26 protein-coding genes and 1 pseudogene are annotated in these 22,208 nt (G+C 58.0%); 17 read left to right on the forward strand and 10 right to left on the reverse strand.

Features of this window, described 5'->3' with window-relative positions; genetic code table 11:
* The first annotated feature begins 56 nt into the window (after positions 1-56).
* Together E0W60_RS33625 and E0W60_RS33630 are read left to right on the forward strand one after the other, a co-directional pair.
* Positions 57-728 (forward strand): SOS response-associated peptidase, encoded by a 672-nt coding sequence (locus tag E0W60_RS33625; RefSeq protein ID WP_135707170.1) that lies wholly within the window; start codon positions 57-59, stop codon positions 726-728.
* 7 nt (positions 729-735) lie between these two features.
* On the forward strand, positions 736-2,097 hold the full coding sequence (locus E0W60_RS33630; RefSeq protein ID WP_167884678.1) for a KAP family P-loop NTPase fold protein: 1,362 nt from the start codon (positions 736-738) through the stop codon (positions 2,095-2,097).
* A gap of 377 nt (positions 2,098-2,474) precedes the next feature.
* Here the strand turns inward: E0W60_RS33630 and E0W60_RS33635 are convergent, their stop codons facing one another.
* From E0W60_RS33635 to E0W60_RS33645, 3 genes are read right to left on the reverse strand one after another with little or no spacing between them, the layout of a single operon-like run.
* Positions 2,475-3,209 carry a hypothetical protein gene (locus E0W60_RS33635; protein WP_135707172.1) on the reverse strand — a complete coding sequence of 245 codons (735 nt, stop codon included), beginning with the start codon at positions 3,207-3,209 and terminating at the stop codon, positions 2,475-2,477.
* A gap of 14 nt (positions 3,210-3,223) precedes the next feature.
* The gene (locus E0W60_RS33640) at positions 3,224-3,718 is read right to left on the reverse strand and encodes a hypothetical protein (protein ID WP_135707173.1); all 495 of its coding nucleotides are present in this window, start codon (positions 3,716-3,718) and stop codon (positions 3,224-3,226) included.
* A gap of 14 nt (positions 3,719-3,732) precedes the next feature.
* Positions 3,733-4,134 (reverse strand): hypothetical protein, encoded by a 402-nt coding sequence (locus E0W60_RS33645; protein ID WP_135707174.1) that lies wholly within the window; start codon positions 4,132-4,134, stop codon positions 3,733-3,735.
* A 233-nt stretch (positions 4,135-4,367) separates the two neighbouring features.
* Between E0W60_RS33645 and E0W60_RS33650 the strand changes: the two genes are divergently transcribed.
* The 7 genes from E0W60_RS33650 to E0W60_RS33680 all read left to right on the forward strand — a co-directional run bounded on the left by E0W60_RS33650 (position 4,368) and on the right by E0W60_RS33680 (position 10,911).
* Positions 4,368-4,640 carry a hypothetical protein gene (locus E0W60_RS33650; protein WP_135707175.1) on the forward strand — a complete coding sequence of 91 codons (273 nt, stop codon included), beginning with the start codon at positions 4,368-4,370 and terminating at the stop codon, positions 4,638-4,640.
* Between the two features lie 5 nt (positions 4,641-4,645).
* A complete protein-coding gene (locus E0W60_RS33655; protein ID WP_431189936.1) occupies positions 4,646-5,089 on the forward strand; it encodes a plasmid fertility inhibition factor family protein in 444 nt (147 codons plus the stop codon).
* A 29-nt stretch (positions 5,090-5,118) separates the two neighbouring features.
* Positions 5,119-5,592, forward strand: a complete 474-nt coding sequence (locus tag E0W60_RS33660) for a hypothetical protein (RefSeq protein ID WP_135707177.1) — start codon at positions 5,119-5,121, stop codon at positions 5,590-5,592.
* Entirely contained in the window at positions 5,585-6,079 is a 495-nt protein-coding gene (locus E0W60_RS33665; protein WP_135707178.1) for a hypothetical protein, read from the forward strand. The genes E0W60_RS33660 and E0W60_RS33665 overlap by 8 nt, the downstream gene beginning before the upstream one ends.
* A 15-nt stretch (positions 6,080-6,094) precedes the next feature.
* A complete protein-coding gene (locus tag E0W60_RS33670; RefSeq protein WP_135707179.1) occupies positions 6,095-7,900 on the forward strand; it encodes a DNA cytosine methyltransferase in 1,806 nt (601 codons plus the stop codon).
* A gap of 37 nt (positions 7,901-7,937) precedes the next feature.
* Positions 7,938-8,477 carry a hypothetical protein gene (locus E0W60_RS33675; protein WP_135707180.1) on the forward strand — a complete coding sequence of 180 codons (540 nt, stop codon included), beginning with the start codon at positions 7,938-7,940 and terminating at the stop codon, positions 8,475-8,477.
* A 571-nt stretch (positions 8,478-9,048) separates the two neighbouring features.
* Positions 9,049-10,911 carry a hypothetical protein gene (locus E0W60_RS33680; protein ID WP_135707181.1) on the forward strand — a complete coding sequence of 621 codons (1,863 nt, stop codon included), beginning with the start codon at positions 9,049-9,051 and terminating at the stop codon, positions 10,909-10,911.
* A gap of 75 nt (positions 10,912-10,986) precedes the next feature.
* Here E0W60_RS33680 and E0W60_RS33685 read toward each other — a convergent pair whose 3' ends face one another.
* Complete coding sequence (locus E0W60_RS33685) at positions 10,987-12,054, reverse strand: DNA-binding protein (protein ID WP_135707182.1); 1,068 nt, start codon at positions 12,052-12,054, stop codon at positions 10,987-10,989.
* Positions 12,055-12,293: 239 nt separating this feature from the next.
* On the opposite strand from E0W60_RS33685, the gene E0W60_RS33690 reads away from it, so the two are divergent.
* From E0W60_RS33690 to E0W60_RS37880, 7 genes are all read left to right on the forward strand, one after another.
* A complete protein-coding gene (locus E0W60_RS33690; protein WP_135707183.1) occupies positions 12,294-13,283 on the forward strand; it encodes a hypothetical protein in 990 nt (329 codons plus the stop codon).
* A 35-nt stretch (positions 13,284-13,318) separates the two neighbouring features.
* Entirely contained in the window at positions 13,319-14,551 is a 1,233-nt protein-coding gene (locus E0W60_RS33695; RefSeq protein ID WP_135707184.1) for a tyrosine-type recombinase/integrase, read from the forward strand.
* Positions 14,552-14,923: 372 nt separating this feature from the next.
* Complete coding sequence (locus E0W60_RS33700; RefSeq protein ID WP_135707185.1) at positions 14,924-15,457, forward strand: hypothetical protein; 534 nt, start codon at positions 14,924-14,926, stop codon at positions 15,455-15,457.
* Positions 15,458-15,459: 2 nt separating this feature from the next.
* Entirely contained in the window at positions 15,460-15,900 is a 441-nt protein-coding gene (locus E0W60_RS33705) for a single-stranded DNA-binding protein (protein ID WP_135707186.1), read from the forward strand.
* Positions 15,901-15,911: 11 nt separating this feature from the next.
* A complete protein-coding gene (locus tag E0W60_RS33710; protein ID WP_135707187.1) occupies positions 15,912-16,253 on the forward strand; it encodes a hypothetical protein in 342 nt (113 codons plus the stop codon).
* A gap of 186 nt (positions 16,254-16,439) precedes the next feature.
* On the forward strand, positions 16,440-16,787 hold the full coding sequence (locus tag E0W60_RS33715; protein ID WP_135707188.1) for an outer membrane protein assembly factor BamE: 348 nt from the start codon (positions 16,440-16,442) through the stop codon (positions 16,785-16,787).
* Positions 16,788-17,317: 530 nt separating this feature from the next.
* A complete protein-coding gene (locus E0W60_RS37880) occupies positions 17,318-17,887 on the forward strand; it encodes a hypothetical protein (protein WP_240746128.1) in 570 nt (189 codons plus the stop codon).
* Between the two features lie 72 nt (positions 17,888-17,959).
* Here the strand turns inward: E0W60_RS37880 and E0W60_RS33725 are convergent, their stop codons facing one another.
* From E0W60_RS33725 to E0W60_RS33755, 6 genes are all read right to left on the reverse strand, one after another.
* Positions 17,960-18,373 (reverse strand): hypothetical protein, encoded by a 414-nt coding sequence (locus E0W60_RS33725; RefSeq protein WP_135707189.1) that lies wholly within the window; start codon positions 18,371-18,373, stop codon positions 17,960-17,962.
* Positions 18,374-18,441: 68 nt separating this feature from the next.
* Positions 18,442-18,981, reverse strand: a complete 540-nt coding sequence (locus E0W60_RS33730) for a Lar family restriction alleviation protein (protein ID WP_135707190.1) — start codon at positions 18,979-18,981, stop codon at positions 18,442-18,444.
* Between the two features lie 551 nt (positions 18,982-19,532).
* Entirely contained in the window at positions 19,533-20,291 is a 759-nt protein-coding gene (locus E0W60_RS33735) for a DUF4852 domain-containing protein (protein WP_135707191.1), read from the reverse strand.
* 401 nt (positions 20,292-20,692) lie between these two features.
* Positions 20,693-21,202 carry a hypothetical protein gene (locus E0W60_RS33745; RefSeq protein WP_135707192.1) on the reverse strand — a complete coding sequence of 170 codons (510 nt, stop codon included), beginning with the start codon at positions 21,200-21,202 and terminating at the stop codon, positions 20,693-20,695.
* Between the two features lie 65 nt (positions 21,203-21,267).
* A complete protein-coding gene (locus E0W60_RS33750) occupies positions 21,268-21,543 on the reverse strand; it encodes a hypothetical protein (RefSeq protein WP_135707193.1) in 276 nt (91 codons plus the stop codon).
* A gap of 1 nt (position 21,544) precedes the next feature.
* On the reverse strand, positions 21,545-21,790 hold the full coding sequence (locus E0W60_RS33755) for a hypothetical protein (RefSeq protein WP_135707194.1): 246 nt from the start codon (positions 21,788-21,790) through the stop codon (positions 21,545-21,547).
* 228 nt (positions 21,791-22,018) lie between these two features.
* Here E0W60_RS33755 and E0W60_RS37885 point away from each other — a divergent pair.
* Positions 22,019-22,144: pseudogene (locus tag E0W60_RS37885) on the forward strand (HU family DNA-binding protein); the annotation flags it as partial.
* Positions 22,145-22,208 lie beyond the last annotated feature (64 nt).

The following is a 22,208-nucleotide window of genomic DNA, read 5'->3' on the forward strand; positions in this document are numbered from 1 at the left end:
CACCACGGGTAGCCATTGAAGCGGTCGGGACACCGCGACAAAAACCGGAGCATGCCATGTGCGTGAATTACGTGCCTGTCCAGCGTCAGTTGTTGCGTGATGTGTTTGGCGTCGAGCCACCTGCGGACGAATGGCGAGTCGAAACATGGAAGGACTATGCCGCTCCTATCGTCGTGGCCGATTCCGATGGAAGTCGGGATTGTAGGCTTGCCACGTTTGGCATGGTTCCCCGCTGGCGTATCAACGAGGGCATGAAAGTGTTCGACACCATGAACGCCAGGTCGGAAACGGTGGGGCAGAAGAGATCCTTCTCTGGTGCATGGAACAAGGGGCATTTCTGCCTGATCCCCGCGACCGCGGTGTACGAACCCAACTACGAGTCTGGAGCGAAGTCTGTACGCTACAAGATCTACCCTAGGGAAAGTCAGGCCTTTGGAATCGCGGGACTCTGGCGAGACTGGCCGGACGGAACGCATTCATTCGCCATGCTGACGGTGAACGCGGATAACCATCCGGTGATGAACCGCATGCACAAGCCTGGTAGTGAGAAGCGCGGAGTCGTGATGCTTCCGTCTGAAGAATGGGACGATTGGCTGACATGCCGAGATGCTGAGAAGGCCCGGGCATTCCTACGATTGTTGCCCGATGGCGCTATGCTGACCGAGCCCGCTCCAATGGCACCTCGGAAGGCAGAAATCAATTCGCGGATGGATGGCCTGCAGGACTAGACACAACATGGATAACACAACAACAGAGTTGGTGACACGCCCTCTCGCCGTTCCGCCTCACAGTCTGGACGACATTTCCAGGCCGTTTGCCGGAGACTTGTTGCAACGGAAGGCTCTTGCACGGCGGCTCACCAACTACATTGATCGGCTGGCATGCGGGGCCGTGTTGGCTATTGACGCTCCGTGGGGAGAAGGAAAGTCATGGTTCGCACGGCACTGGTGTGCCGATCTAGAGAAAGCCGGCTACCGGGTTGGAATGATTGATGCGTTCCAGCAGGACTATGTCGAGGATCCATTTTTTCTACTCGTCGGCGAAATCCGCGAGGTATGCCAGGAAGACAAGCATTTGGCAAATCGCCTCGCCGATAAGGCCGCGGCGGTTGCCGGCGCGATACTCCCTACTGGATTCAAGCTAGTCTTGAATGCCGGCGGGAAATGGCTACTAGGCACGACCGATGTGGTAGATCAAGTACGGGATGCCGCTGATGCGGCTGTAGAGAAGAGTGCCGAGTTTGTGCAGGAGTGGGCCAAGCAGAAGTTGGAGGCCTACGCCGCTGAGCAGGAAACGGTGCGGGCTTTCCGCGCGGAAGTTCAGAAGTTTGCCGCGGCCAAAGATAAGCCAGTGGTTATCTTCGTGGACGAGCTGGATCGCTGCAGACCCGAGTTCGCCGTGCGCTTGATCGAACGCACCAAACACTTCTTCGATGTGCCCAATCTAGTGTTTGTCCTGGTCATGAACCGGGGCCAGTTGGAAAACGCGATCTGTGGCGTCTACGGGCCCAAGACTGATGCTGCAGCTTACTTGGGTAAATTCCTGAATCTTTCGCTCAGCCTTCCTAAGTCGCGCAACAGCGATGTAGGTCCTGAGGCAATGATGACGAAGTATGTCAAAGCCACGCTCAAGCGCTATGGCGAGGATCAGTCTCCGGGCTGGTTCGGCGCTACGTTACCCGCCAGCGCTCAACTCTTCGACTTGTCGTTGCGAGACATTGAGCGCGCGTGCGCGTTACGTTTTCTGAGCGACATGGAATGCGACGGACTTCTTGCATGCCTTGTCTCAATACGGATCAAGAAGCCTGAAGTATTCAATGCGCTGAAACGCGGCAATAACGCTGGGTTCAAAGCCTTCTTTGACGCATTGGAAGAGCGGCGGCAAATGGGGCTGTGGGGTAGCGACGGACCTATTACAAGGTATCTGAATGCTCTGCTAGCGCTTGCCAGGCTTGCTGCAGGCATGGGTGGCAATTCGGAGCGGGAGTCGCTTATGCAGGAGCGACAACTGCTTTTCGCTGAAGATTTTTCTTCATCGGACGATCCGGTCCTATTGCTAGTGCGAGCTGTCCGCTCCCTTGACCTAGAAGTGGAGTAGTGGACAACAAGCGACCGGAACGATTTCGAGGGCGAAGCACGTTTCGGTCCAAGGGGCTGACAGCCCCATAACCTACCTTAACAAGCAAAATGACACTCGACGTACACCACCCTCTCTTGCCGGGGCATGTGGCCACCCTATTGCAGCAGCTTTTTCGTCTGGGATACAAAGATGCGGGCGCTTTGTACCACTTGACTCCAGCGGATCAGCGCAAAGCTGGGCTAATGGCGCAGCAAATCCGATCCCTGATGCATTCGCAGATTCCAGGAACGACAACACCCATAGTGGGGAGCTACGGCCTCCAGGGGCCGAATCGCGATCACCTTCATTTCGCCCTTAACGTTTCGCTTGTGGATTGAAGTGGCGCCCAGCCACTCCTACATCCTCAGCTTGGCGGGGCGGGGGCCTGACGCCGGGGAGAACTGAACTTCGCTCGCCAGCGCGACTTCCCAGGCGGGGGCTATTGCTGCTAGTTGCCGTAACTTCTCACTGGGCTGCGTGAACAGTGCCGCGAATACGCGGCATTGCTCTGCTTCCTCTCTACCAGGATTCGATACTGCGGCTACCGGCCCCCCGCCGCATCTTTGCCAGGTATGCGGCATGGCCACCGCGGCGAAGAACTGCTCTGCCTGCGTCAACTCGCGCTGCAGTGCCATCTCCACCAACTGGACGGCGTCAGCGTCCGCAATCGGCTGGGTCCACGGTGACAGCATCGTGATCGGGTCCGGGGATAGAAGGATCCGGGGTGTTACATCGAAAGTCACCCCGATATGCAGGCGGCGGTATCCATCTTCGTTTTCCACCTGACTCATGACGAGATCCCCGCGCTGCAGGAACAGGATCTGCTCTCTGTAGTTCTGCACCACTGGCTCGTGTTCCAGGCGTTGCCCGTGTGGAATTCCGCTGGTCCGAGCAGTTGACAAGATCGCGTCGTCGGACGTGAGAACCAGGGGAAACGTGTTTTCGAGAGCGGACCGCGGAGCCTTACCGGTGCGGGCCTGCAGAATTCGCATTGCACCGATGTATTTGTCGACCGGCGTAGTCGTGGAGATCTCCCCGACGAGATCTCCATTGGGCGACGAGTAGAGGTGCACAGAGCGGGGAGGGAGCATTCGGTACCTGGTGACTAGATGCGAGGCCGCGATGCGCGCGGGCCAAAGTCAGCGTCGGCCTCGCGGGCGATCTGCTGGACCTTCACCGGATCTTGGCCGGTCGTCAGTATGTGATAGTCCAGTTTCAAAGCTTCGATCTTAGTGCGCTCCTGCTTGTACTCCTTGCGCAGCCCGTCTACTTCCCTCGCCGTTGACGCATTGAGCATTTCAAGCTTGATATCTTGTGCCCGCTCTTCCGCCGCCAGTAGCTTCAGGTGCGTGTCGTAGAGGCTTCGCTGTGTTTGCCAGCTCTCTGCCATATTTCCCACGTACAGCTTGGCGGGGTCATAGTCGTTGCTCCCAACGCCGAAGGCCACTGCGCCGCTAAGCGCCACCACAGTCGCACCAACATATGCCTGTCGCTTCAGTTTGTCATGAAGTCGTAGTGCGCGAGGTGTCAGGTCAAAGTTGCGAACAAGGTGTTGATCCTCGGCGAGGATCTTTTGCTGCAGCCGTTGCAATGCACGCATGGCGATCCTCCGACTCAGTGAGCGAGAAACTCGCGGATGTGTGCAAGTCGCCTGTTGAAGACTGCGTCCGGAATGCTCTTCTTATCCCGGAAGGCGTCGTCTTCGGTATCTGCCTCCGCCTTGACGATGGAGAGAGCGAGATCTCGCAGGGCCGGGGCATGTCTTGCATCCGAAAGCGATTTCTCGATCTCGGCCTGGAGCTTGGCGTCGCCAGACGGCATCACGATTTTTGCAGCGAGCAGCGCGCGCGCCGTCGAAGTGGTGACTCGATGCACCAGGTCGGTCCGCCGCAAGATTTCGGCACGGGAATGCGTCTCGTAGACGAAGCCGCTAAGCTTGGGACCGAGCTGCGGGTCGAGAGCGATGAGAGCTTCCACCACATCATGCGTTTCGGGGTCCGGCAACATGATTCGCATTTCTTGACTCCAGTAATTGGTTTATGTATCGTAGCATCACTACGGAAAATTATAGCGTATTCGTTCCCCCACGTTCGCCGTTGTTCTCCGTAGGGTTTCGCGTTTTCACGCACTGTTTTGGCGGCTCTCACTCCCCAGACCATGACCTGACCCGATTGGCTCTGCCTCGCTGCCTCCCACGCCCCAAAGCGACGAAACCCTCGGCTTTGGGGCTTCTTTTTTTTGGAGTGGTCATGAAACGACTGGACATCGATGTATCCAGCTCAGCAGAGGCCGAGTTGCTTGGCGGTTGCGTCAAGGTCATCAGCTATGACCGCCGCGGCAACGTGACGGCGACGATCACGACCGAGAGTGCCGACAGCCTGGCAGATGCGCACCTTATGGCTGGTTTTCTCGAGCTGGAGCGCGCATCCCGGCTGCGAGGAGCCGTGTTCGAGCGCTACGAGATGGGCGGGCTGACGGTCATCCCGCGCTTTGTCACGTCTGGATCCGCACTGAACTCGTGACCATCATGCTCATTCAGATCTCCGCTTCATGCTGGCGAGTAACCATCCCCGCGCCTCGAATTCCAGTGAAGGCTGTCCTGTTCAAGCCTGACATTGATGACCTGGTCGAGTGGCCCGTCATTCTGGTGAACGCGGGAAAGTTGCTTTCCTGCTGGGAGCGCGACAGCTACATCGTAGGCCCCGTAGGCCATTGGCCCAGCTCCAAACGGGCCGGCATCGAAGAGTTTCTCGATGAAAAGGGAGGGGCGATCAACGTCCCACGCGCTGGCATCCACATGCAGGAATTCCCCCGCTCCTGGTGGTCGCTCCGGCCCAAGACTCCTGCGCCCGTCGTCTCGTTTATCAACGGAAGGCACCGCACCCGGTATCTGATCGATGCCGGGGTGGACTGTGTCCCCATCCAGGTACACGCAAGTCAGTCCGCGCTCTTGCGCGAGATCTGCGCGTAGCCGCGTATCGCTGGTCATCGGGAGTCTATATGTCCGAACAGAATGCCCCCATAACCCTGAGCCGGCGACTCGAGCTGGATTTGCATGCCGACGACTATGCGAGGCTCGAAAGAGCGGCGCAGGACGTGGGGCTCTCCATCGAGGAATACCTGTGCGTGGCCGCATCAAGATGGTTGGCCGAAGCACCGATGCCAGGCCAGTCGGTTCCATCGATGAAGCGGAAGCTGGAGTTGCTGATGCACCCGGACGACTACTCACTGGTCGAACGGGCTGCTCATGCTGTTGGCTACACCGTAGAAGAGTACAGCCGCCTGTCGCTCCATCTGCAGAGCAGGGGAATGATGGAGCGGCCTGTAACGCCATCCGTGATCGAGCGGCCAACTGGAATGGTCCAACAAGTAGCGTCCTGGCTCACTTCTTTCCCTGCCACGCCTGCCGCCACCCATGACCGCACGTTGCGCCGTATAGGAGAACGGAACAACGTGGGAGTCCCCCATGAGTAACAAGTACGTGGAACTTGGTGCGGGATTCTTCCTGACAGATGTCGACAGCTTCACGTTCGAAATCTGCGACGCCAACTCGTCAGACCCTGACGTCTACTACGGCCCGCTTGCGTGGAATGGTGGCGTGGGTCCAGCTTCCTCCCGACGCCTAGCCCTGGTCGAGCCGTCCCAAGCCAATGCCTATCTGGCAGCGATGATGGCCTACGACAGAGACGAAAGCGAACACCCCGGTGACATGCCTTCCTGGCCGGCTACGGCAACCGTATGCACAGCCGGATTGGAAGCAGGCCTCGCAGATCTCCATGGTCGCCAATTCGATAGCGAAGAAGTGCTGGTCAAAGCGGTCCGTCGCCTGACGCGGTCTATGCCGCGGAAGATCTGGTCGGGATCGTCAAGCGCTGCTCGCCTGGAGTCTCTCAAGTTCGCCACGGAACGAATGCTCGGCAGCAACGCCGAGTCCATCAGCCGGTACGAAAAGATCCACTGACCACCAAAAACACCCATGGACGGCTATTTCATTAAGACAATTGGTGCCAACCGCGGCAAGCCGCGTGTATGGCTTCAGGGCCTCGAGCTGGAGCGCGCTGGCTTCGGGCCAGGCCAGAGTTACGAAGTCGAAGTGAAGGGCAAAAGCGTGGTGCTCACACTCAGCAAGGACGGAACTCGTACTGTGACACCGAAGCAGGTTCGATCCCGGACGATGCCCGTAATCGACCTGAACAGCAACCAACTGCTGGCTGCGTTCGATGGCATGGCTGCGATCCGGATGGTGGTCAAGGATGGCCAAATCTACCTACTGCCGTTGGCATCTGAGCTGAAGAAGCAGGAGCGACTGCAGCGCCTGAGGTCGCGCATGGAGAATGGCGAGCCGTTGCGCATCGGCAGTCTCTCGCACGGCGGCGGCATCATGTCGCATGCCATCCATGCCGGCCTGCAGCGGGCAGGGCTCAAGGCGAAGCTCGAATTCGCGAACGAAATCCGTCCCGAGTTGCTTGAGCACGCGTCCGAGTTCAATGATGCCTGGTCAGAGGATACTGTCCCTCTTGCCGCACCGATGCAGGAGCTGGCTTTTGATGATCGGGGCCTGGCTCACATACCGAAGGTCGAGATTCTAGAGGCAGGCATCCCCTGTTCGGGAGCGAGCCGAGCCGGAACGGCCAAACGCGGCCTCAAACATCCCGAGGCGCATCCGGAGGTCGGCCACCTGGTAGTCGCAGCGCTCGTCATCCTTAACAAGGCCGCGCCGGCAATTGTCACTATCGAAAATGTGCCGACTTACGCCAATACGGCGTCCGCCAGCATTCTCCGCTCTCAACTCCGCGATCTCGGTTACACCACGCATGAACGCATTCTAAATGGAAAGGAATGGGGTGCGATTGAAAATCGAGATCGTTGGTGTATGGTCGCTGTAACTCAGGGAATCGATTTCGACTTCGATCAGCTGATGCCGCCGAAAGCGATGTGCCAGGTTATTGGCGATCTACTCGAAGACATCCCAGCAGACGACGCTCGCTGGGGCACGATGAGAGGCCTTGTTGAAAAGGAGGCAAGGGATCTCGCCGCAGGCAAGAACTTCAAAATGCAGATCTACGATGCCCATGACGAAAATGTAGGAACGTTAACTAAAGGGTACGCCAAAATTAGGTCCACTGACCCGAAATTGCGGCATCCAGACAATCCTTCGCTTATGCGTCAATTCACGGCAACTGAGCATGCACGATTTAAACAAATTCCTTCCCATATTCTAGGCGATGCGTCTGAAACAATGAAGCACGAGATGGCCGGTCAATCGGTGATCTATGAGAAGTTCGCTGACGTCGGGCATCACATCGGCAACTCTGTGAACCGCTTTGCAGGGCGCCCAGAAGTGGAGATGCACAACCGGATTGCCCGGGGCTTCGAGGATCGACTCGGCGTGGACCAGGATGTCGCTCAGCTTGCCGCACAGGTTGTTGCAGACCTGCGGCGCGCAGAGCCAGGCGACGGTCGCTATGTCGGGCCGATTGTCGCCGTACGTCAGGATCTGGTCGTGCAGAAGATCGATGACGTGTCGGGCATCCTGCACCAGGCCGTGGCATTGCGTGAGATGCCTAAACTTGGCCAAGCAGTCGAAATTCGCTATCGCGACGGCTCCGCTGTCGTGATGGCCGCGACCAATACTACCGGACTGCCTGCACCGACACCGACCGACTCGCCCGCAGTCCGCAGCGCCAAGGAGAGGCTGCGTGCGGAGAGCGGGTCGGTCGCTATTCCTGACGACTACAACGCCTTCGATACGCTTCCCAAGTCCACCAGGCTACGGATGTAAAGCTTCCCCCCCAACCACCTATTACCCAACCACACGTATGAGCGATTTCAGACAAATTTCCGTTGAGTTCCGAGACATGGAGGCAACAGAGGCTCGTGAGCGGCAGGCCGCGAAAGATCGGGAGACAGCGGCGCGGGCCCACATGGTGGTCCGTGCTCGCGAAGCGTTCGAAGAGGCTGGCGTCTACCGCTACCTACGTGAACAGGCGGATGCTATGAAGCAGGAGGGTTACTCCTGTCGGTATGCGCGCGACGTTGTCGATTTCCGCGCGAACGTGTCCATCGCCTTTGTCGCAAAGCAGGGCGAACATATCGAGGACCGTAGCCAGTTCGGGCCGGGATTCGCAGGGGAGACTAATACGCATACCCTGAACATCGTTTCCGATGCTGACGGCGCAGTCCGCTTCGAGACTTGGAACGAGCTTGAAAGCAGTGCGCGAAAGACCTCGGTTAAGTCGTTGAGCGACCTGACGTTGGACGACGTCAAGGAGGCGTTCCGGGGTTTCGTGAGAGAGGCGTTTGTTGCTCGGAAGCTGCACGACGACCGGAAGGCTATCCGTCCGGCCTACCGAGGCTAGTTGCCGCAAGCCACGGGCCTGAGGCGGGCAACGATAGCCCGGGCCCGCTTTTTCTGCGCGCTGCCGCGTAGCCGGTGTCCACTGTCCCCATGACGATAGCCGGCCTGCATTCCTTTGGTGCAGGCCGTAAGCGTCGTCAAGCTGCAACTCGGTTGCCCTTCGAACCATAATAATTTGGGGCTTTGGTGGGCCAGCGCATGCTGTTTCCGCCATCGGCGCAGCGACTAGCGCTTTCGTCCCTGGCCGCACGCAGTTGCATTAACAAGTCGATCTCGAAGTCCGTCGCCTTACGATGGCTACATGACGCGGTTCACGACGGCCTCCCTTGCGGAACACTATGGGTCGCCTATAGTGAGTCACTATCCCCAGACTGAAATCGTCAAATATAGAGACGCGTCTATTGCCAGTCTAGGGAGAGGGGATGGTCCTTGGTTCGACGCGCTCTCACAAAGCTAAGCAGTTCGCCGTGGGCTAATAGCTCGGTCGGCCCATAGTTTTGATGGAGTTAAGTTACTGAAGCCAACTTAGCGTTACTAACGTGAATTTATGGCGCAGTGAGGGAGGTGTAAAAATGGCAAATAATGACCTCTGGCCTAAATCTTTTCGACAATTCGATAATAACGGACCATTAGTCCAGTCACTGGCTGAGAAGACCGTGCCGGTTAGTGGTTCGGTCTATGTCGGAATTGGGTATGAGCCGCGCACAAACACTTCGAGAAATCGCGCACTCAAGGAGGATGTGACTCCACCGAAGGCGGAGCCGACTAATAAACCGGTATATGCGTTTCAATATGTTGAAAGCTATTCGGAAATTGCTAGTCACCTAAGCGTCTCAATGTCAGCCGGGTACGGAGCTGAGGGTATATCAGGCGGCGGCGCCAGCTTAAGCATCTTCAAGAGCACGCGGATCGAGAGATCGCGTGCCTACGTCGTATTTAGAATGCGAATGATCGCAAATGAGAAAACAACGCAAAGTGCAAAGCTGAATGATGAAGTCTTGAAGTTGATTACAAAAAAGCAGTATCCCTCATTGGTCGAGAAATACGGTACGTCCTACGCCAAAACGGTGAGATACGGCGGCGAGCTTGCAGCGATACTCGAGTTTAAATCGGATAGCCAGGTTGATACGGAAAAATTCCACCAAGAGATTGATTTCGCGGTCGGGGAAGCGCGAGCAGAGGCGAGTATGGACTCGTCTATCATGAAGCTTACCAAAGGAAGAAGTGTTGCAATCACGTATGCACAATCAGGCGGCACCACGGGCCATAATCAGAATGGGGTATTTGCCATCACTATCGATGAGCTAATTCAAAGAATTAGGAGTTTTGCTGGCGAGGTGTGGGGAACAAACGGTCTAGATGGGAGTACGGTGCCGATAGAAGCAGACATGGCAAGCTTGCGGCAGGCAACTAATTGGCCCGCCGAGGACAACACTAATCTCGACTATCCATATCCACCGGATATTGAATCAACGGCTATGTCTGTAGACATGCTTTATCAAAAGCTTAGCGAAATTGATTCAATTTTATCGTCACCCGCAGTAATTGCCCCAAGCGTGCGCGAGGCTGCGTCGGCAATGCGACCGTACCTGGAGTATCAATCCCTCCAAGCCAAACTAGCGCTGATCGGTGCGATGGCAAGTACCGTATCGCCAATTGTAGTAAAAGGCGAGAGTTTTTATCAGTATCGCATAAGGGGGATGCTTAACGTATGGCCGTCCGCGAGCAGAGAGAACGCAGGGGGTGACATTGATTTGACTAGTCCCGATAAAGGTCAACTTGCAACGAAACTTTTTGGCGCCGAAATTCCCTTCGAAGTGAGACCATGGCCTGACGTTAAATTAACCGATGATTGGGGATATCAAGGAGAACTGGATAAAGCAGCGCAAGCGGATGACTCAAGGATACAAATGTTTGCCGTCGGCCACCACGTTGCATGCTGGCAAGATGGTGGAAATCCGGACGCGCTCGCGGCGCAACTTGCCGGAAAAGCTAGCCCGGAAGCGAAAAACGATGGAATATTCGCATACGCCCTCAAGCATCCGAAGACGTCCGGAGGAAAGAGGTGCGGATATAGCGTCGTTCATTTTTTGGCTTTCCGAATCAACGTCCCTGACAAGACTCTCCTGCCACCGCTGCCAAGTATTCCTCAGACGGAGATAGTTGCGTCGCTACAGCAAGAGCCACCCAAGTATCTAGGCGAAGATAAATGGGTTCTCCCATTTTCTGTCAACAGCCCGTCTGCAAAGAGCTGTGGTGCCTATACGATCACCGTGCATCAGAAATCTGCCCAAGGGAAGAGAAGGGAAACCGAAATATCGGCATATTGGATTGGTCTAGTACCGGATCTAAAGCTAAAGAATACGATTACTGTTGACAGCGGATGGGAAGTTGAGTCTTTTTCTGTGACGCTAAATTCAGCGTACGGAGAATGAACTACAGCAGCATGCCAAGTTGCTTGAAGGCGATTGGTTCCTGGTCGGGGAATCCAAGCAAGCGCTATCGGGATGCTACTCTCGCTGGACTCGGGGCCTGTGGCTACGTCGATAGCGCCAGGCGCGTTTGATTGCCCTGTTCCGAGCGCTGACACCGCGGCGCACCAGTAGCGTCTGGCGCTGATATTCCGCTTCCATTTCTGTGATCGCGGTGCGAAGCTTTGCCATCTCGACGGCAGTCGTCTGCATCAAGCTGTCCCTATCACTTCTCGCCTGGGCAAGATCTCGCTGCAATTGCTCGTTCTGGCCAGCCAAGCGCTGCTGCTGGCCTTCGGCAGCTTCTTTCGCAGCCAGAAGGCTCTCACAGCGCCCTAGAGCCTCGGCCACCCGCCTCTCTGAGCTTTCGAGCGCCAACCTGTCCCGCAGCGCGGCCTGCTTGAAATCATCTGCAACGGCCAACAGTCGGCGCTGTTCATTCATTAGCTGCTCGACCTGTTGTCGAACCCCATTGAGAGCTTGCGCGGCTAGCTCGGCCTCCTGCCGGCGCAACTGCTGCGTATTCTCGAATTCGGCCTTCCACTCTGCAGCACTAGCCTCTGCCGCCGACCGGACGGCCTTCTCGGCCACGACCGCTTGGTCCAGCTCCGCTACCTTTTTCAGAAGCTGCTCGTTCTCCTCAAGTAGCGTGGCGTTTCGCGCGGCCAACTCATCGGATTGGGCCTGCAGCTGATCGCGTTGCTCAGTGATGTCCATCACCTGGCGAACGGCTTGCTCCCGTACCTCCTTGGTGGTTGCTTCGGACTGCGCCACCGCGGCTTGCCAGACGTCAGACGCCACCTGACTTAAGTGATCCAGCAGGATCTCAGGGACGTCGGGGCGCTGAATGCGAATCCGGGATGTCTGCCGCAATGTCTCCCAGAAGCTGTTGATCTCCTCTTGCGCGGTACTCATGCTCGGCGACCGCCCGTTGTCCGCCAGCAAGCTGACAACGCGTTGCGCGCTCGGTCGCTGTCCAAACGTGAAGAACAGCTCTCTTGCAAGCTCCCGGATCTGGTCTCGATAACCGGAGCGCCCGGGAAAGCGCTCTTTGATGCGCTGGACGTGATCCAGCAACTGCAATTCGGGGGATTCAAGGGGCGGCATGATAGTTTCCGTGCACTTGCGGTTCCTTGAATAGTACACCGCATCGCTGCATTAATACAGTAAAAGTACCGCGTAATACGTTATAAAAATAACGCTTCCGCGTTGAAATTTGACATAGCTCTAGATATGTCAAATTGCATAACGTAGTATCGATACGTACGATATACTGAGCGCATCAGGCAGCAGCACAGCTGCCGCGCGACGACCGGCCACGGTCACTTTTCACGGGAGAATTCAGGATGAACAATACGAGCAAGCCGCTGCCTTCCCTGAAGGCCATGGCCGAAAAGAAGCTCGATGGCATTGGCAAGCAGACGATCTACAGGCTGGACCCGCGCCTGGTGAAGGTGCGCCCCGGGCACAACGGACGGATCAAGAGCGTGGGGCTACGGGCCCACATCGACACCATGAAGGTGTCGATGCGTACCGCGGGCACGGCGGCTTTCCCGCCGATTGATGTGGAAGTCGAAGACGGCGAGATCTGGCTGGTCGACGGCGAGTGTCGAACCACTGCCGCCATCGAGTTGATGGACGAAGGCCACGAGCAACTCTATCTTGAAGCGCGGCAGTGGCGAGGATCGGAGGACGAGCGCACCGCGCACATGCTCACTTCCAACCAAGGTCGTGGCTTCAATGGCCTGGAGCTGGGTCACATTTACCTCCGCCTGCGGCGCATGGGCTGGTCGATCCAGAGGATCTGCGAGCGCAACGGCAAGTCTGATACGCATGTCCAACAGATGATCCTGCTGGCAGAATCGCCTCTTGAACTGCAAGGCCTGCTGGCAGGCGAAAAGGTCGGGACGGATGCGGCGGTCGCGGCGATCCAGAAGTACGGGATGAAGCGTGCGCTAGAAGTCCTGCGCGGTATGGTGGAGAAGAACGGGGGGCAGAAGAAGATCACCAAGACTGCGGTGCTCGGGCGCGCGTTCTCCCGCACGACGGTCAACGACTTGGTCGAGTCACTGGACACCTTCTACAATCGGCTGTCGGAGCGCCAGCGGGCCGAGATCTCGACGCTCCTCGACAACAACGTCGCGGAGTTGGCAGGCAAGACAATCACGTTGCCCGCGGCCAGCCTAAAGGGCCTGATCGATGCACGGCACAAGGTCGAAACCGAACGCCAGAAGCATATGAAGAAGGATGCCAAGGCGAACAGCAAGAGAAATGCGGAAGCGCCTGTCGGGCACGACGACGAAAGCTTTGAGATTGCAGATCTGTGCAAGGGCTGAGCCCACAGCGAACCATCAACTCGACAACGGACAGAATGTCGGACTCACTCGCCCTGCGCCCTACTCTCACGACACCCAGCGAAGCCTTTGCGATGCTAAGGAAGCGCACGCTTCCACGACATCTGGATGGCAGCGCTGGAAGCAATCGAAGTCCCGGTCGGCAGCAGGTTGCAGCCGACCGGGACTGGGATGCCATCGAGCTATGGCTCAGCCAGTATAAGGAGGGCAGTCCAACGTTCCTCGCATACGAGAAGGAAGTCTCGCGCTTTTACGTCTGGGTCCTGCTGACCCTGCAAAAGCCGCTCTCCTCCGTCGTTCATGAAGACTGGTTGCGCTATACCGAATTTCTGGTGGACCCGCAACCTGCGGCGCTGTGGGTTGGGCCAAAGCGGCCTCGGCTAGGCCGTGACGGGCGCGTATCCGATGCGTACAAACCGTTTGCCGGACCGCTGCAGCCAAAAAGCATCGCCCTCGCCGAGCGCGCCATCTGGCGGATGTTCTCGTGGCTGCGAGACGCCGGCTATCTGGCCGGCAACCCGTTGCTGACGCTTTCCCGGCGCGGTTCGCCAGTTGTGAAGGCGAGGCGCACCAATCGGATGCTGGAGGACGACCAGTGGCTGTGCCTGCTGAACTGGCTTGCCGCTTCCAAGCGGGATACGGTCAATGAACGTCGCCAGTATGCGCGCAACCGCTGGCTGATCGCCCTCTTCTATTCGACCGGCATTCGCAGCAGCGAAGCCTTGACCGCGACAATGGGCGACATTGAGAGGATCAAGGATCTCCGGACACAAAAGAGCCGCGCCTTCCTCCACGTCACCGGTAAGGGGTCGAAGCCGCGAGAAATCCCGCTGACCGACGAAGTGCTGCACGAACTGAGCCTGTACCGCCAGTCATTCGGGTTGTCCGCCTCAATCGCTCCTCGCGAAGAGACGCCGCTGATCTTCTCGATCCATGTCAAGGAAAGACTCCGTCCGCTCACACGGCAAGCCTTGTACACCGTCTTCAAGGGGATGTTCGAGGCAGCCGCTGAGACGCTGGAGGATAAAGCGGCTGCGGACCATCTAAAGGCCGCTTCGACGCACTGGCTGCGTCATATGGCAGCGTCGGCAATGCTGCGTAACGGCACGCCCCTGCTGGTGGTCCGTGACGTGCTGGGCCATGCCGACCTATCAACCACATCGCTGTACTCGCACTCGCAAGTTCTGGACATGCATCGGGAAGTGGAAGCGCACAATCACCTCGATCTCCACCAGGCAAGCAAGGAATGAAACAAGTCAGCAGCCGGCCTTGGCCGACCGTTGAAGGACCATACCGAAGTCGGCCTTCGAATGGCTTACAACTACTCAGGAAGGGCTAACCATGCGACCTGGCAACATATGCCGGCACGACTACCAGCCGGGAATCTACGATGGCGCCGCATGGCGCTGCCAATACTGCGGCACACCTCGACCACAACAGAACACCATGCAGATCTGTCCGGCAGCCGAGGATGGCGACGACTTCGCCGCCATGTTTTGTGATCAGGCAGGTGAAACCTGTTGTGTCTTAGCTCCTGATTGTGGGCCGAAGAGAACGTAGCCTCATTTCATGTTTATCGCTATTTTTACGTATCGTGATATCTATACCGAAAGGAATGAAAAATGAAGTGCAAAAGATCCGTAGCGAGTTTGACCGTCACTATCGCCATGCTCTTGAGTGCAAATGCGTTCGCCGAACAAGGCAATGCTGATGCAGGCCAGACCAATCTCACCTACGAAATCAAGTTGCTCGAGAACGGTCAGGTCATTCACACCACGACCTTGTCTGCGATAGCCGGGAAGCCGTCGTCGTCCAAGTCGGGGCGCTGGATCAGCTACTTGGCCGCTTGCGACAGCACCGCCCCGGAGGCGTTGTCCTGCAGCGCGGAGAAGGTGTGGGATGGCATCAGCATCGAGGTGATGCCTGCAGTGGAAGGCAATGGTGCTCTCACGACGGAGCTGGAGATCACAGATAGCCAGTTGATCGGCATGGATACCATCACGCACGGCGGCTACCAGGTGGAGGCTCCTCGAATGAGCAGCGCAGTAGCGAAGATGAGCATTTCGATGCGGGAGGGAAGTACCGTTCACCTTCCCTATGGTGCAAGATCGACTGCTTCTCAGCGAGAGATCACCATCATTGCCCGGAAGAGCTGAGCATGAGCCGAGACACCAACAGCGTAAGACTCAAAGGCACAGTTGCCGGCGCTCCGGAAAGCCGCAGTAAGGCGAACGGTGACAGGACCGTTACCCTACGCCTGGCTACCGTCGACCGTGTCCAGCGAAATGGCGAGACAACGGAGTTTACCAACTGGCACCGTGTCGTGTGCTTCGGCAACGTCGCGGAGGAAGCTGGCACGCTTGCGCAGAATGACCGTGTCAGCATCGAGGGAAAGCTGCAAACACGGAAGTATGAGGTCGATGGCAAGGCTGCCTATATCACCGAGGTGATTGCCTTTGACCTAGACAAACTCGCTTCCAATCCCACAGCCAGCGAGCGCCCCACGCAGCCGCGCTCCTCTACCAAGCCGGCGCGCAATTCAGTCGCGGCCAATCCGCCTGGCGATGCTGGGCTGGACGGTGACGGGCCGCCGTTTTAACAGCCGGAGACATGATGACGCCTATGGAGCGAGTATCTATCGCGTACTTTCACATCGTTACCCAAGGTGGCCAGGATCTCGGCTGGGTCGGCTTCTGTGAGCAGCTTGATGAGGCCATGATCCCTGCGCTACTGCACCGCGGTGGCGAGGAAGGGGCGAGGCAGCGGGCAGAGACAGATCCGCCCAAGCCCGTCGGCTTCCACGGCGGCGCGGCGTTCGCGCCCCTGTCGTGGATGCTCGGAGGCCTGCGTGACGAAACCTATGTCCCTGTCGTCAGGGCAATGGACCACGCCGCTCGCTCTGCTTTTGCGGAGAGCAAGCGCGCTCCCACTGTCAAGCCGGAAGGGGCCTGAAAGGAGAGGTCATGCTGGTGCTTATTCTGGCCTTGATGCTTGCGTTAGTCGTCTATCCTATCGTTTCGGCGATACAAGACTGCGCAGATGAGCACGTCTAGGACGTGCCCTCCCCCTCGATGGAGGGGGGGCGAACGCATCGTCGCACCATTTCAGAACAAGCAAACTTAAACGGGAGAAGTATTCGTGAAGAGATCCATTCTGGCAGTTGCACTGGCTATGTCGGCGGCTCTCGCTGGCTGCACAACGACCGGAGCCAACAACGCTATCACGGACCAGTCGAAGGTCGCCATGATCAAGCCGGGCGTTACCACCACCAAAGATGTGGAACGCATCTTCGGTCGCCCAAGCAACGTGCAGTATCTCGAAAAGGGCGAGCAGATCTGGTCATACCAGAACGTCAGCACCGGGGCCATGGCCTACATTCCGTTCGCCAACATGATGGGGAACAGCATGAAGGAATCCACTTTGGTCTTTCGCTTCACCGGCAAGGGTGTGGTGAAGGAATTCCAGCAGGCAGAGAACCGCCTGTGACGAGCAAGGGCAATCCCTATTCACCGCGGAGCCCCGCAATGATTGGTCGATGAAGGCTGACTAATGGCATTCAACCACGCCAATACCGTATTTCGGGATGACGAAAGAGACTGGGAGGCAGCTGTGCTGAGCGCGCGCGCTACCTGGCTTGCCAGGTGGCCAGAGCACTGCACAAATTGTCATGGGGACCCCGGCGATTACAATTTCGACACGGACGAGATGGTGTCGAATTGCGGCATCTGTGGTCCGCTGGGCCGGTGTCCGCGCTGTGCGGCACACCTGGCAACTGGGGACCAGTGCACACACTGTGGCTGGGACAGGAAGCCAGATATTCCCTCTCTGTACACCGAGACTGACAAATGGTGTCCTTGAGGGTCTTTCTCGGCTTGCTGTAAAATGCTTGCTAGGGCTGGCAGGCCCTTACCGCCCACGAGGTGAACCCGTTTCGACGGGACTGCTGTGGTGCCTTTTTCTCGATCTCCTGCCGCAGGAGCAAGTGGGCTGCTCTCTTGCGGGCTATCGGAGTCGAGATGAAAGTCCCAACTTCCTCGCTGCTCGCGAACATTAAGCGAGAAGCAAAGCGCGTTGCGCGCTCTGGCGCAACAAGCCACAGCCTGGCTCTCGAAGCTGGCGCACGCGACGCCGGCTTCCCGAGCTGGCATCAGCTTCAGCAGGCCCACCAGGACTGGAGCGCGCGCAAAGCGCAAACCGAAACCTTTCCAGTAGATCCGCTTCTGCCAGCCGGCTTCGACCAGACGCCCAACGAGGTCCGTTCGGCGTCGGAGCTGGATGAATGGTGGGACCGGCCATACGCCGTGACGCGCGAAGACGGACGATTCGAGGTTCGCTGTCTGGACGGCGGCGCATGGGATCGGTCCACCAGCTATGGCATCACAGCGGATCTCGATGAAGCGAGGAAGCTGGCAGAGAAGAAGCTGGCAGACTGGCAGCGTATGCGTGCGCGCCCTACCTGCTTGATTGACGATGGCTACGCTCTCGTCCGCATGCCACAGCGGCCGGACCAGCAGATGGAGATCTTGGCGCGACTTGATTCGCCCGCCGCGGCTAGTGCCTGGCTAAAGGAACACGGGTTCGACTAGGCGGTGTTGACGGCGCACCTGGATGGCTGCGACTGCCAGGTGCGAGCCGCTCGGCGAGCACGACTGCGGGCGTCACGCTCTGCTTGAGCTGGTGCGCGCGTCTGCCATGATGGCACCCACGGTTTCGGGCATGGTCGGCAAAGCCGCCTGGCCGAAGTCGATGAGCGCCGGGGCCACGAGCTGGCGCAATAGGGCGTCATGCTTGCCAAGAGCCTCGCGGGCTCGGGCACCCGCGAGAAACTGTAAGCAATTGAGCCATGAGTAGCCGTTGCCGAGTCGCGTGGCCAGCACGGTATTCAACTCGCCCGTGGCTGGCGCCTTGCCAGCCGCGAACTGCAGCACCACGGTAAGGCCCGCCACGAGCTTGACCAGGGTCTCGCGCTCGGCACGCGCAGCGTATGGCATTGCGCGAGACAGGTCTCCCTCGAAAGCCGCCAGATTCGCATTGAACTGAATGCAAAAAGGATCAGTGAGGATCTTGGTCATGCGATTCGTCCGGCCATCTCAGGTGTATGGCGCAGCAGTGTACTACTGCTGCAGCGCCTCGGTCGCCCTTAGCGATCCAGATTGTTCCATGCCCGAACCACCGACTCTAGTAGAGCGCGCCTGGATACGTCTTCCCTCGGAAGCCGTTCCGGACCCTTATGGCCACATGCAAGACAAATGACGTACGCAGTGCCGGGATGAAACTCCGCGTCGACCTTCTCTTGCTCTCGACATTTCGGGCACGGTTTCAGCACCAACTTCTCGTCGCTTGCACGCGCAGCGTCCAGAAGTTGCCGTAGAGACGACGTGCTGTCTTGAAGGTCAATTCCGCCGTTGTATACCGGAGTGCTTCCCACCTCCGCTGCGCGAAACGCATAATCGACGGCCTCTTCGTATGTTCCGGCAGCACAACAGGCCAGCGCGCGGCGAAGATAGAAGTCCTCCGATTCGGTTGCTTCCCGTGCCTGAATGTCAAGCTGATCAATCAGCCGCTCAATCAGGCGAAGGGTATAGACGCGTCGCTCAGCCGGATCCTTGGTCTTGAACGTACGGTTAGAAATGAAGTCGAGGCCGGAGAGGGCTTCGTTGAAGTTCAGCGTGACGGTCATGGTCGCTCCTTTGTCATGGTTGGCTGTGCACAGCCGGAAGGGTATCGGTATGTTGCTCGGGATCAGCAACTAGTTTCCCATCACTGGATAGTCCACTATGCCGCCGCAATCGAAGACCGTGCGCGCATCGCAGATGGACGCGCCAAACTTCGCGAGTAGACCGGGCGCGTGACTATCGATGGTTACGACGGGGTACGATGCAAAGCCTAGCGTTGAGAGCGCTACGGTGCGATGCCGGCCTGCTTTGAACACCACCTCATCATGTACGTACCAGATCTCTGGCAGTTCGAACCACCCGTTCACGGGGATCACCATTACAGTCGCGAGACGTTTAGGGTTCGCCTTAAAGCGGGACAGTCGCCGCTCTAGCTGAAGACGGAGCTTCTGCGGGTCGAGGATCACGATTACAGGCTTCACAACCTGGCCGTTCGCCAACTCCCACGCGCCGTCCCATTGGTAGTGGTGTGGCTTTATGCATTTGATCATGGACCGCATCGCAAATTTGGAGTGTTTAGATTTCCTGAGTACATCAGCCGGAGCTGGCCATAGGCTTAGTGAATCTCTCCGACCAGTTCGCCCTTTTCATCCATGAGCTTCAGCTGTACCAACTGAAACTGCATGACGCGGGTGTTCTTGTCCGCGGCTTGGGCGTAGAGGAACATCTCGGCCTTTGTCGGGTACGCGTTTCGGATGACGGATCCTGGCACGCCATTGGTGACGATGGCTTCCATTGCTCTTGCACGACCCTCATCCGCGACCTTCAGCTGGCGGAAATCCGCGCCGTTGCTGATTGCGACGCGGTAGTTGGCGCCGTAGAAGTGCAGATACTCACCGGGTCCGAGCGGCAAGCCCTTAACGGGAAAGGACTGGGATGGCAGATCGTAGTGGCCCAGCGAGCTGTCAGCCTGCAGCACGATGAACGGATTGGCCTTCAGAGCTGCAATCTTGCTTTGAATCTCCGGGCGCAGCGCATCGAGCATCTCCTTTTTCTTGAAAGTGTCGGTGGTCCTACGGTATTCCTCCGAGACATCCGCGGCGAGCGCGTCAAAGTCCACCGGGATATCCGTCAGTGCGAAGTACAGATATGCCAGATCTACCCCCGAAGTGGCTTTGTGATACGCGCGGGCCGGGTCCACCTTGACCGTGGGCAAGCTAGGTGCGCTCTCCGCAGGCGGTTGGAAGACCTTGACGTCTCCGCCAGACGGTGGACGCAGCGATGCCGCATCCACCTGAGGTTCGTCCTTCTTGCCGCAGGCCGCGACGAGCGTAGCGGCCAGAATAGCGATTGCGAGTTTGTTCACAGGTGCCATCACCTCTCCGGAAGTTGTAGTCGTGGCGGGGAAGGAGCGCACGCGACTTGCAGTGGCGGGGGCTTGCCCCCGGATCATCCACCTATCGGCAAAAAACAGCGGCGATTTACACCGAATCGTTACCCCTGCAGAGGGGTATTTGGCGCGGCGATCTGGACTTTGAAGTTGAGCTACGGTTGCCCTTTAAGCAGCGCGTGCGCGACGTGCCTCGCATAGGTGGAAACAGCGCGCCAGTAGGCTGCCATTGCGGCGCCGCTTCCACGCTAGCTCAGCTTCTGCGTTGGATTGGTCCCGAAGCTCGCGGAAGGCTTCGGCGACGGCGACGGCACGGCGCTGCTCCTCTGGGAGGGCCAGAAGCTTGCGTGCAGCTGGCAGTCGTAGCAGGGGATTGATGTAGCCCATCAGAAGCGGGTCTCCTCACCAGACTGTCCATCCGGGGAGCGAGCGGCCAACAGGCGTTGGTGCTCAGCCGCGAGCGCTCGCCGCACGGCAGCCAATCCGTAGTAATGGCCGTCAATGCGGATGCCGACATGATGCTGATGCACGTCTATCACGTCCGATGCCGAGTCGGGACTTGTTAGGGGCGGAGTCGGGGAGGCGCTGAGCATGTCTTCCCAGACGCGCAGCTTTCCAGCGACCCGGCAAGCAGCTTTCATCTCCGCCGTTGGCGTGGTAGGGACAAGCGTCCATCCCGCGGGCACCTGGTAGGCTTCAGCGGTAGAAGAAGACTGCTCCGTATGCGTAGTCTGTGCCATCGAACCAATCTCGGCCCGCGCACGATCCACCAGTTCAAGCACGGATTCGCGCCGGATTGCGGGGTAGCCTTCGACCACACCCACGACCCCCACAGCGCATAACGTTGCTCGCAGTGCGTCGAGTTCACGCACGACTTGCTCTGCCTTTCGGCTCATCTCAGTTTCTCCATTGTGCCGGCATGCCGGTGAATGCAGCAGCGTCGCGTGCGCGACAGGATCTGTTAGACCTCGTAGACCTCGCGAAGCATTTCATACAGCTCGCGCCCAGCTGCCGGTGACAAGACGCCAATGCGGACGTTGCTGCGGCGAGACGTGTGTTTGCGAATGCCGATAGTCATCCAGCCGTCCCTGCGATGTGCGACAAGGGACGTGTTCGTTCGAAGTATCTGGGTACCGGGCTCCGGACTGTCGTCAAGAATGACGAGGCGCACCAGATCGTGGTCCGGTGCGTCCATGCGCTTATGCGTGATGTTCATTTGATCCTGGTTCTGCGCCATGTCACCCCCGGATCGAAGCGCGTGCAGCCAGCACCAGGGCCTCCGCTGTCGCCCTATTCGCGTGCAGATCTTCGATCCTGGCTCGGAATCGCACCCCAGCATCGGAAACGATGCAGTCATTGCCTTGAGCATCGCGGCGCATGCGACGTTCGAACTGCACCACCCGCAGCACCGGCAACGCCAGACGTTCGATGTTGAAAGCGTAGTAGGTTCGGTAGATGGTCAACGTCGGCTTCATAACGGGCATAGCTGACCCTCTCCCTTCATTCACTAACAACTTGCTGCTGTTCCTAGCCATTCCGCTCTTCCCTCGATATGTACATCGGTATACCAATCTTGCGGTGTACATGTACACCATGTCAAGTGGAGAGACGGCATGAGGCAGACAACAAAATCCTTGGTTTTTGCGCTGTACTCAGCGTTGCATTCATACCACCGCGCCCGCATACTTTCGCGTAACGCTACCAGATTGCTCAAGGGCGACCGCGTCGAGCGTATGGCGCGAAACCCTCAGACTGGTGAGGAGATTAAGGTTAGCGCGGCCAAGACAGTGAAGTTCAACGCGGGCCAGAAATTCAAGGATCCGTCAACAAATAACTAGGTGAGCAGACGTCTGATTCTTGCAACTGCGAAGTGGCGGCAACAGTCAGCCGACCACCAGAACA

Source organism: Cupriavidus oxalaticus, from assembly GCF_004768545.1.
GTDB lineage: Bacteria > Pseudomonadota > Gammaproteobacteria > Burkholderiales > Burkholderiaceae > Cupriavidus > Cupriavidus oxalaticus_A.

Bases quoted from the DNA above. Each gene is read 5' to 3' on its own strand.
- E0W60_RS33725 (WP_135707189.1), bottom strand. From the start codon at position 18,373: ATGACCAAGATCCTCACTGATCCTTTTTGCATTCAGTTCAATGCGAAT.
- E0W60_RS33755 (WP_135707194.1), bottom strand. From the start codon at position 21,790: ATGCCCGTTATGAAGCCGACGTTGACCATCTACCGAACCTACTACGCT.
- E0W60_RS33750 (WP_135707193.1), bottom strand. From the start codon at position 21,543: ATGGCGCAGAACCAGGATCAAATGAACATCACGCATAAGCGCATGGAC.
- E0W60_RS33640 (WP_135707173.1), bottom strand. From the start codon at position 3,718: ATGCGTGCATTGCAACGGCTGCAGCAAAAGATCCTCGCCGAGGATCAA.
- E0W60_RS33680 (WP_135707181.1), top strand. From the start codon at position 9,049: ATGGCAAATAATGACCTCTGGCCTAAATCTTTTCGACAATTCGATAAT.
- E0W60_RS33685 (WP_135707182.1), bottom strand. From the start codon at position 12,054: ATGCCGCCCCTTGAATCCCCCGAATTGCAGTTGCTGGATCACGTCCAG.
- E0W60_RS33700 (WP_135707185.1), top strand. From the start codon at position 14,924: ATGAAGTGCAAAAGATCCGTAGCGAGTTTGACCGTCACTATCGCCATG.
- E0W60_RS33635 (WP_135707172.1), bottom strand. From the start codon at position 3,209: ATGCTCCCTCCCCGCTCTGTGCACCTCTACTCGTCGCCCAATGGAGAT.
- E0W60_RS33630 (WP_167884678.1), top strand. From the start codon at position 736: ATGGATAACACAACAACAGAGTTGGTGACACGCCCTCTCGCCGTTCCG.
- E0W60_RS33670 (WP_135707179.1), top strand. From the start codon at position 6,095: ATGGACGGCTATTTCATTAAGACAATTGGTGCCAACCGCGGCAAGCCG.
- E0W60_RS33710 (WP_135707187.1), top strand. From the start codon at position 15,912: ATGATGACGCCTATGGAGCGAGTATCTATCGCGTACTTTCACATCGTT.
- E0W60_RS33695 (WP_135707184.1), top strand. From the start codon at position 13,319: ATGTCGGACTCACTCGCCCTGCGCCCTACTCTCACGACACCCAGCGAA.
- E0W60_RS33650 (WP_135707175.1), top strand. From the start codon at position 4,368: ATGAAACGACTGGACATCGATGTATCCAGCTCAGCAGAGGCCGAGTTG.
- E0W60_RS37880 (WP_240746128.1), top strand. From the start codon at position 17,318: ATGAAAGTCCCAACTTCCTCGCTGCTCGCGAACATTAAGCGAGAAGCA.
- E0W60_RS33690 (WP_135707183.1), top strand. From the start codon at position 12,294: ATGAACAATACGAGCAAGCCGCTGCCTTCCCTGAAGGCCATGGCCGAA.
- E0W60_RS33745 (WP_135707192.1), bottom strand. From the start codon at position 21,202: ATGAGCCGAAAGGCAGAGCAAGTCGTGCGTGAACTCGACGCACTGCGA.
- E0W60_RS33705 (WP_135707186.1), top strand. From the start codon at position 15,460: ATGAGCCGAGACACCAACAGCGTAAGACTCAAAGGCACAGTTGCCGGC.
- E0W60_RS33735 (WP_135707191.1), bottom strand. From the start codon at position 20,291: ATGGCACCTGTGAACAAACTCGCAATCGCTATTCTGGCCGCTACGCTC.
- E0W60_RS33665 (WP_135707178.1), top strand. From the start codon at position 5,585: ATGAGTAACAAGTACGTGGAACTTGGTGCGGGATTCTTCCTGACAGAT.
- E0W60_RS33625 (WP_135707170.1), top strand. From the start codon at position 57: ATGTGCGTGAATTACGTGCCTGTCCAGCGTCAGTTGTTGCGTGATGTG.
- E0W60_RS33645 (WP_135707174.1), bottom strand. From the start codon at position 4,134: ATGCGAATCATGTTGCCGGACCCCGAAACGCATGATGTGGTGGAAGCT.
- E0W60_RS33655 (WP_431189936.1), top strand. From the start codon at position 4,646: ATGCTCATTCAGATCTCCGCTTCATGCTGGCGAGTAACCATCCCCGCG.
- E0W60_RS33730 (WP_135707190.1), bottom strand. From the start codon at position 18,981: ATGACCGTCACGCTGAACTTCAACGAAGCCCTCTCCGGCCTCGACTTC.
- E0W60_RS33660 (WP_135707177.1), top strand. From the start codon at position 5,119: ATGTCCGAACAGAATGCCCCCATAACCCTGAGCCGGCGACTCGAGCTG.
- E0W60_RS33675 (WP_135707180.1), top strand. From the start codon at position 7,938: ATGAGCGATTTCAGACAAATTTCCGTTGAGTTCCGAGACATGGAGGCA.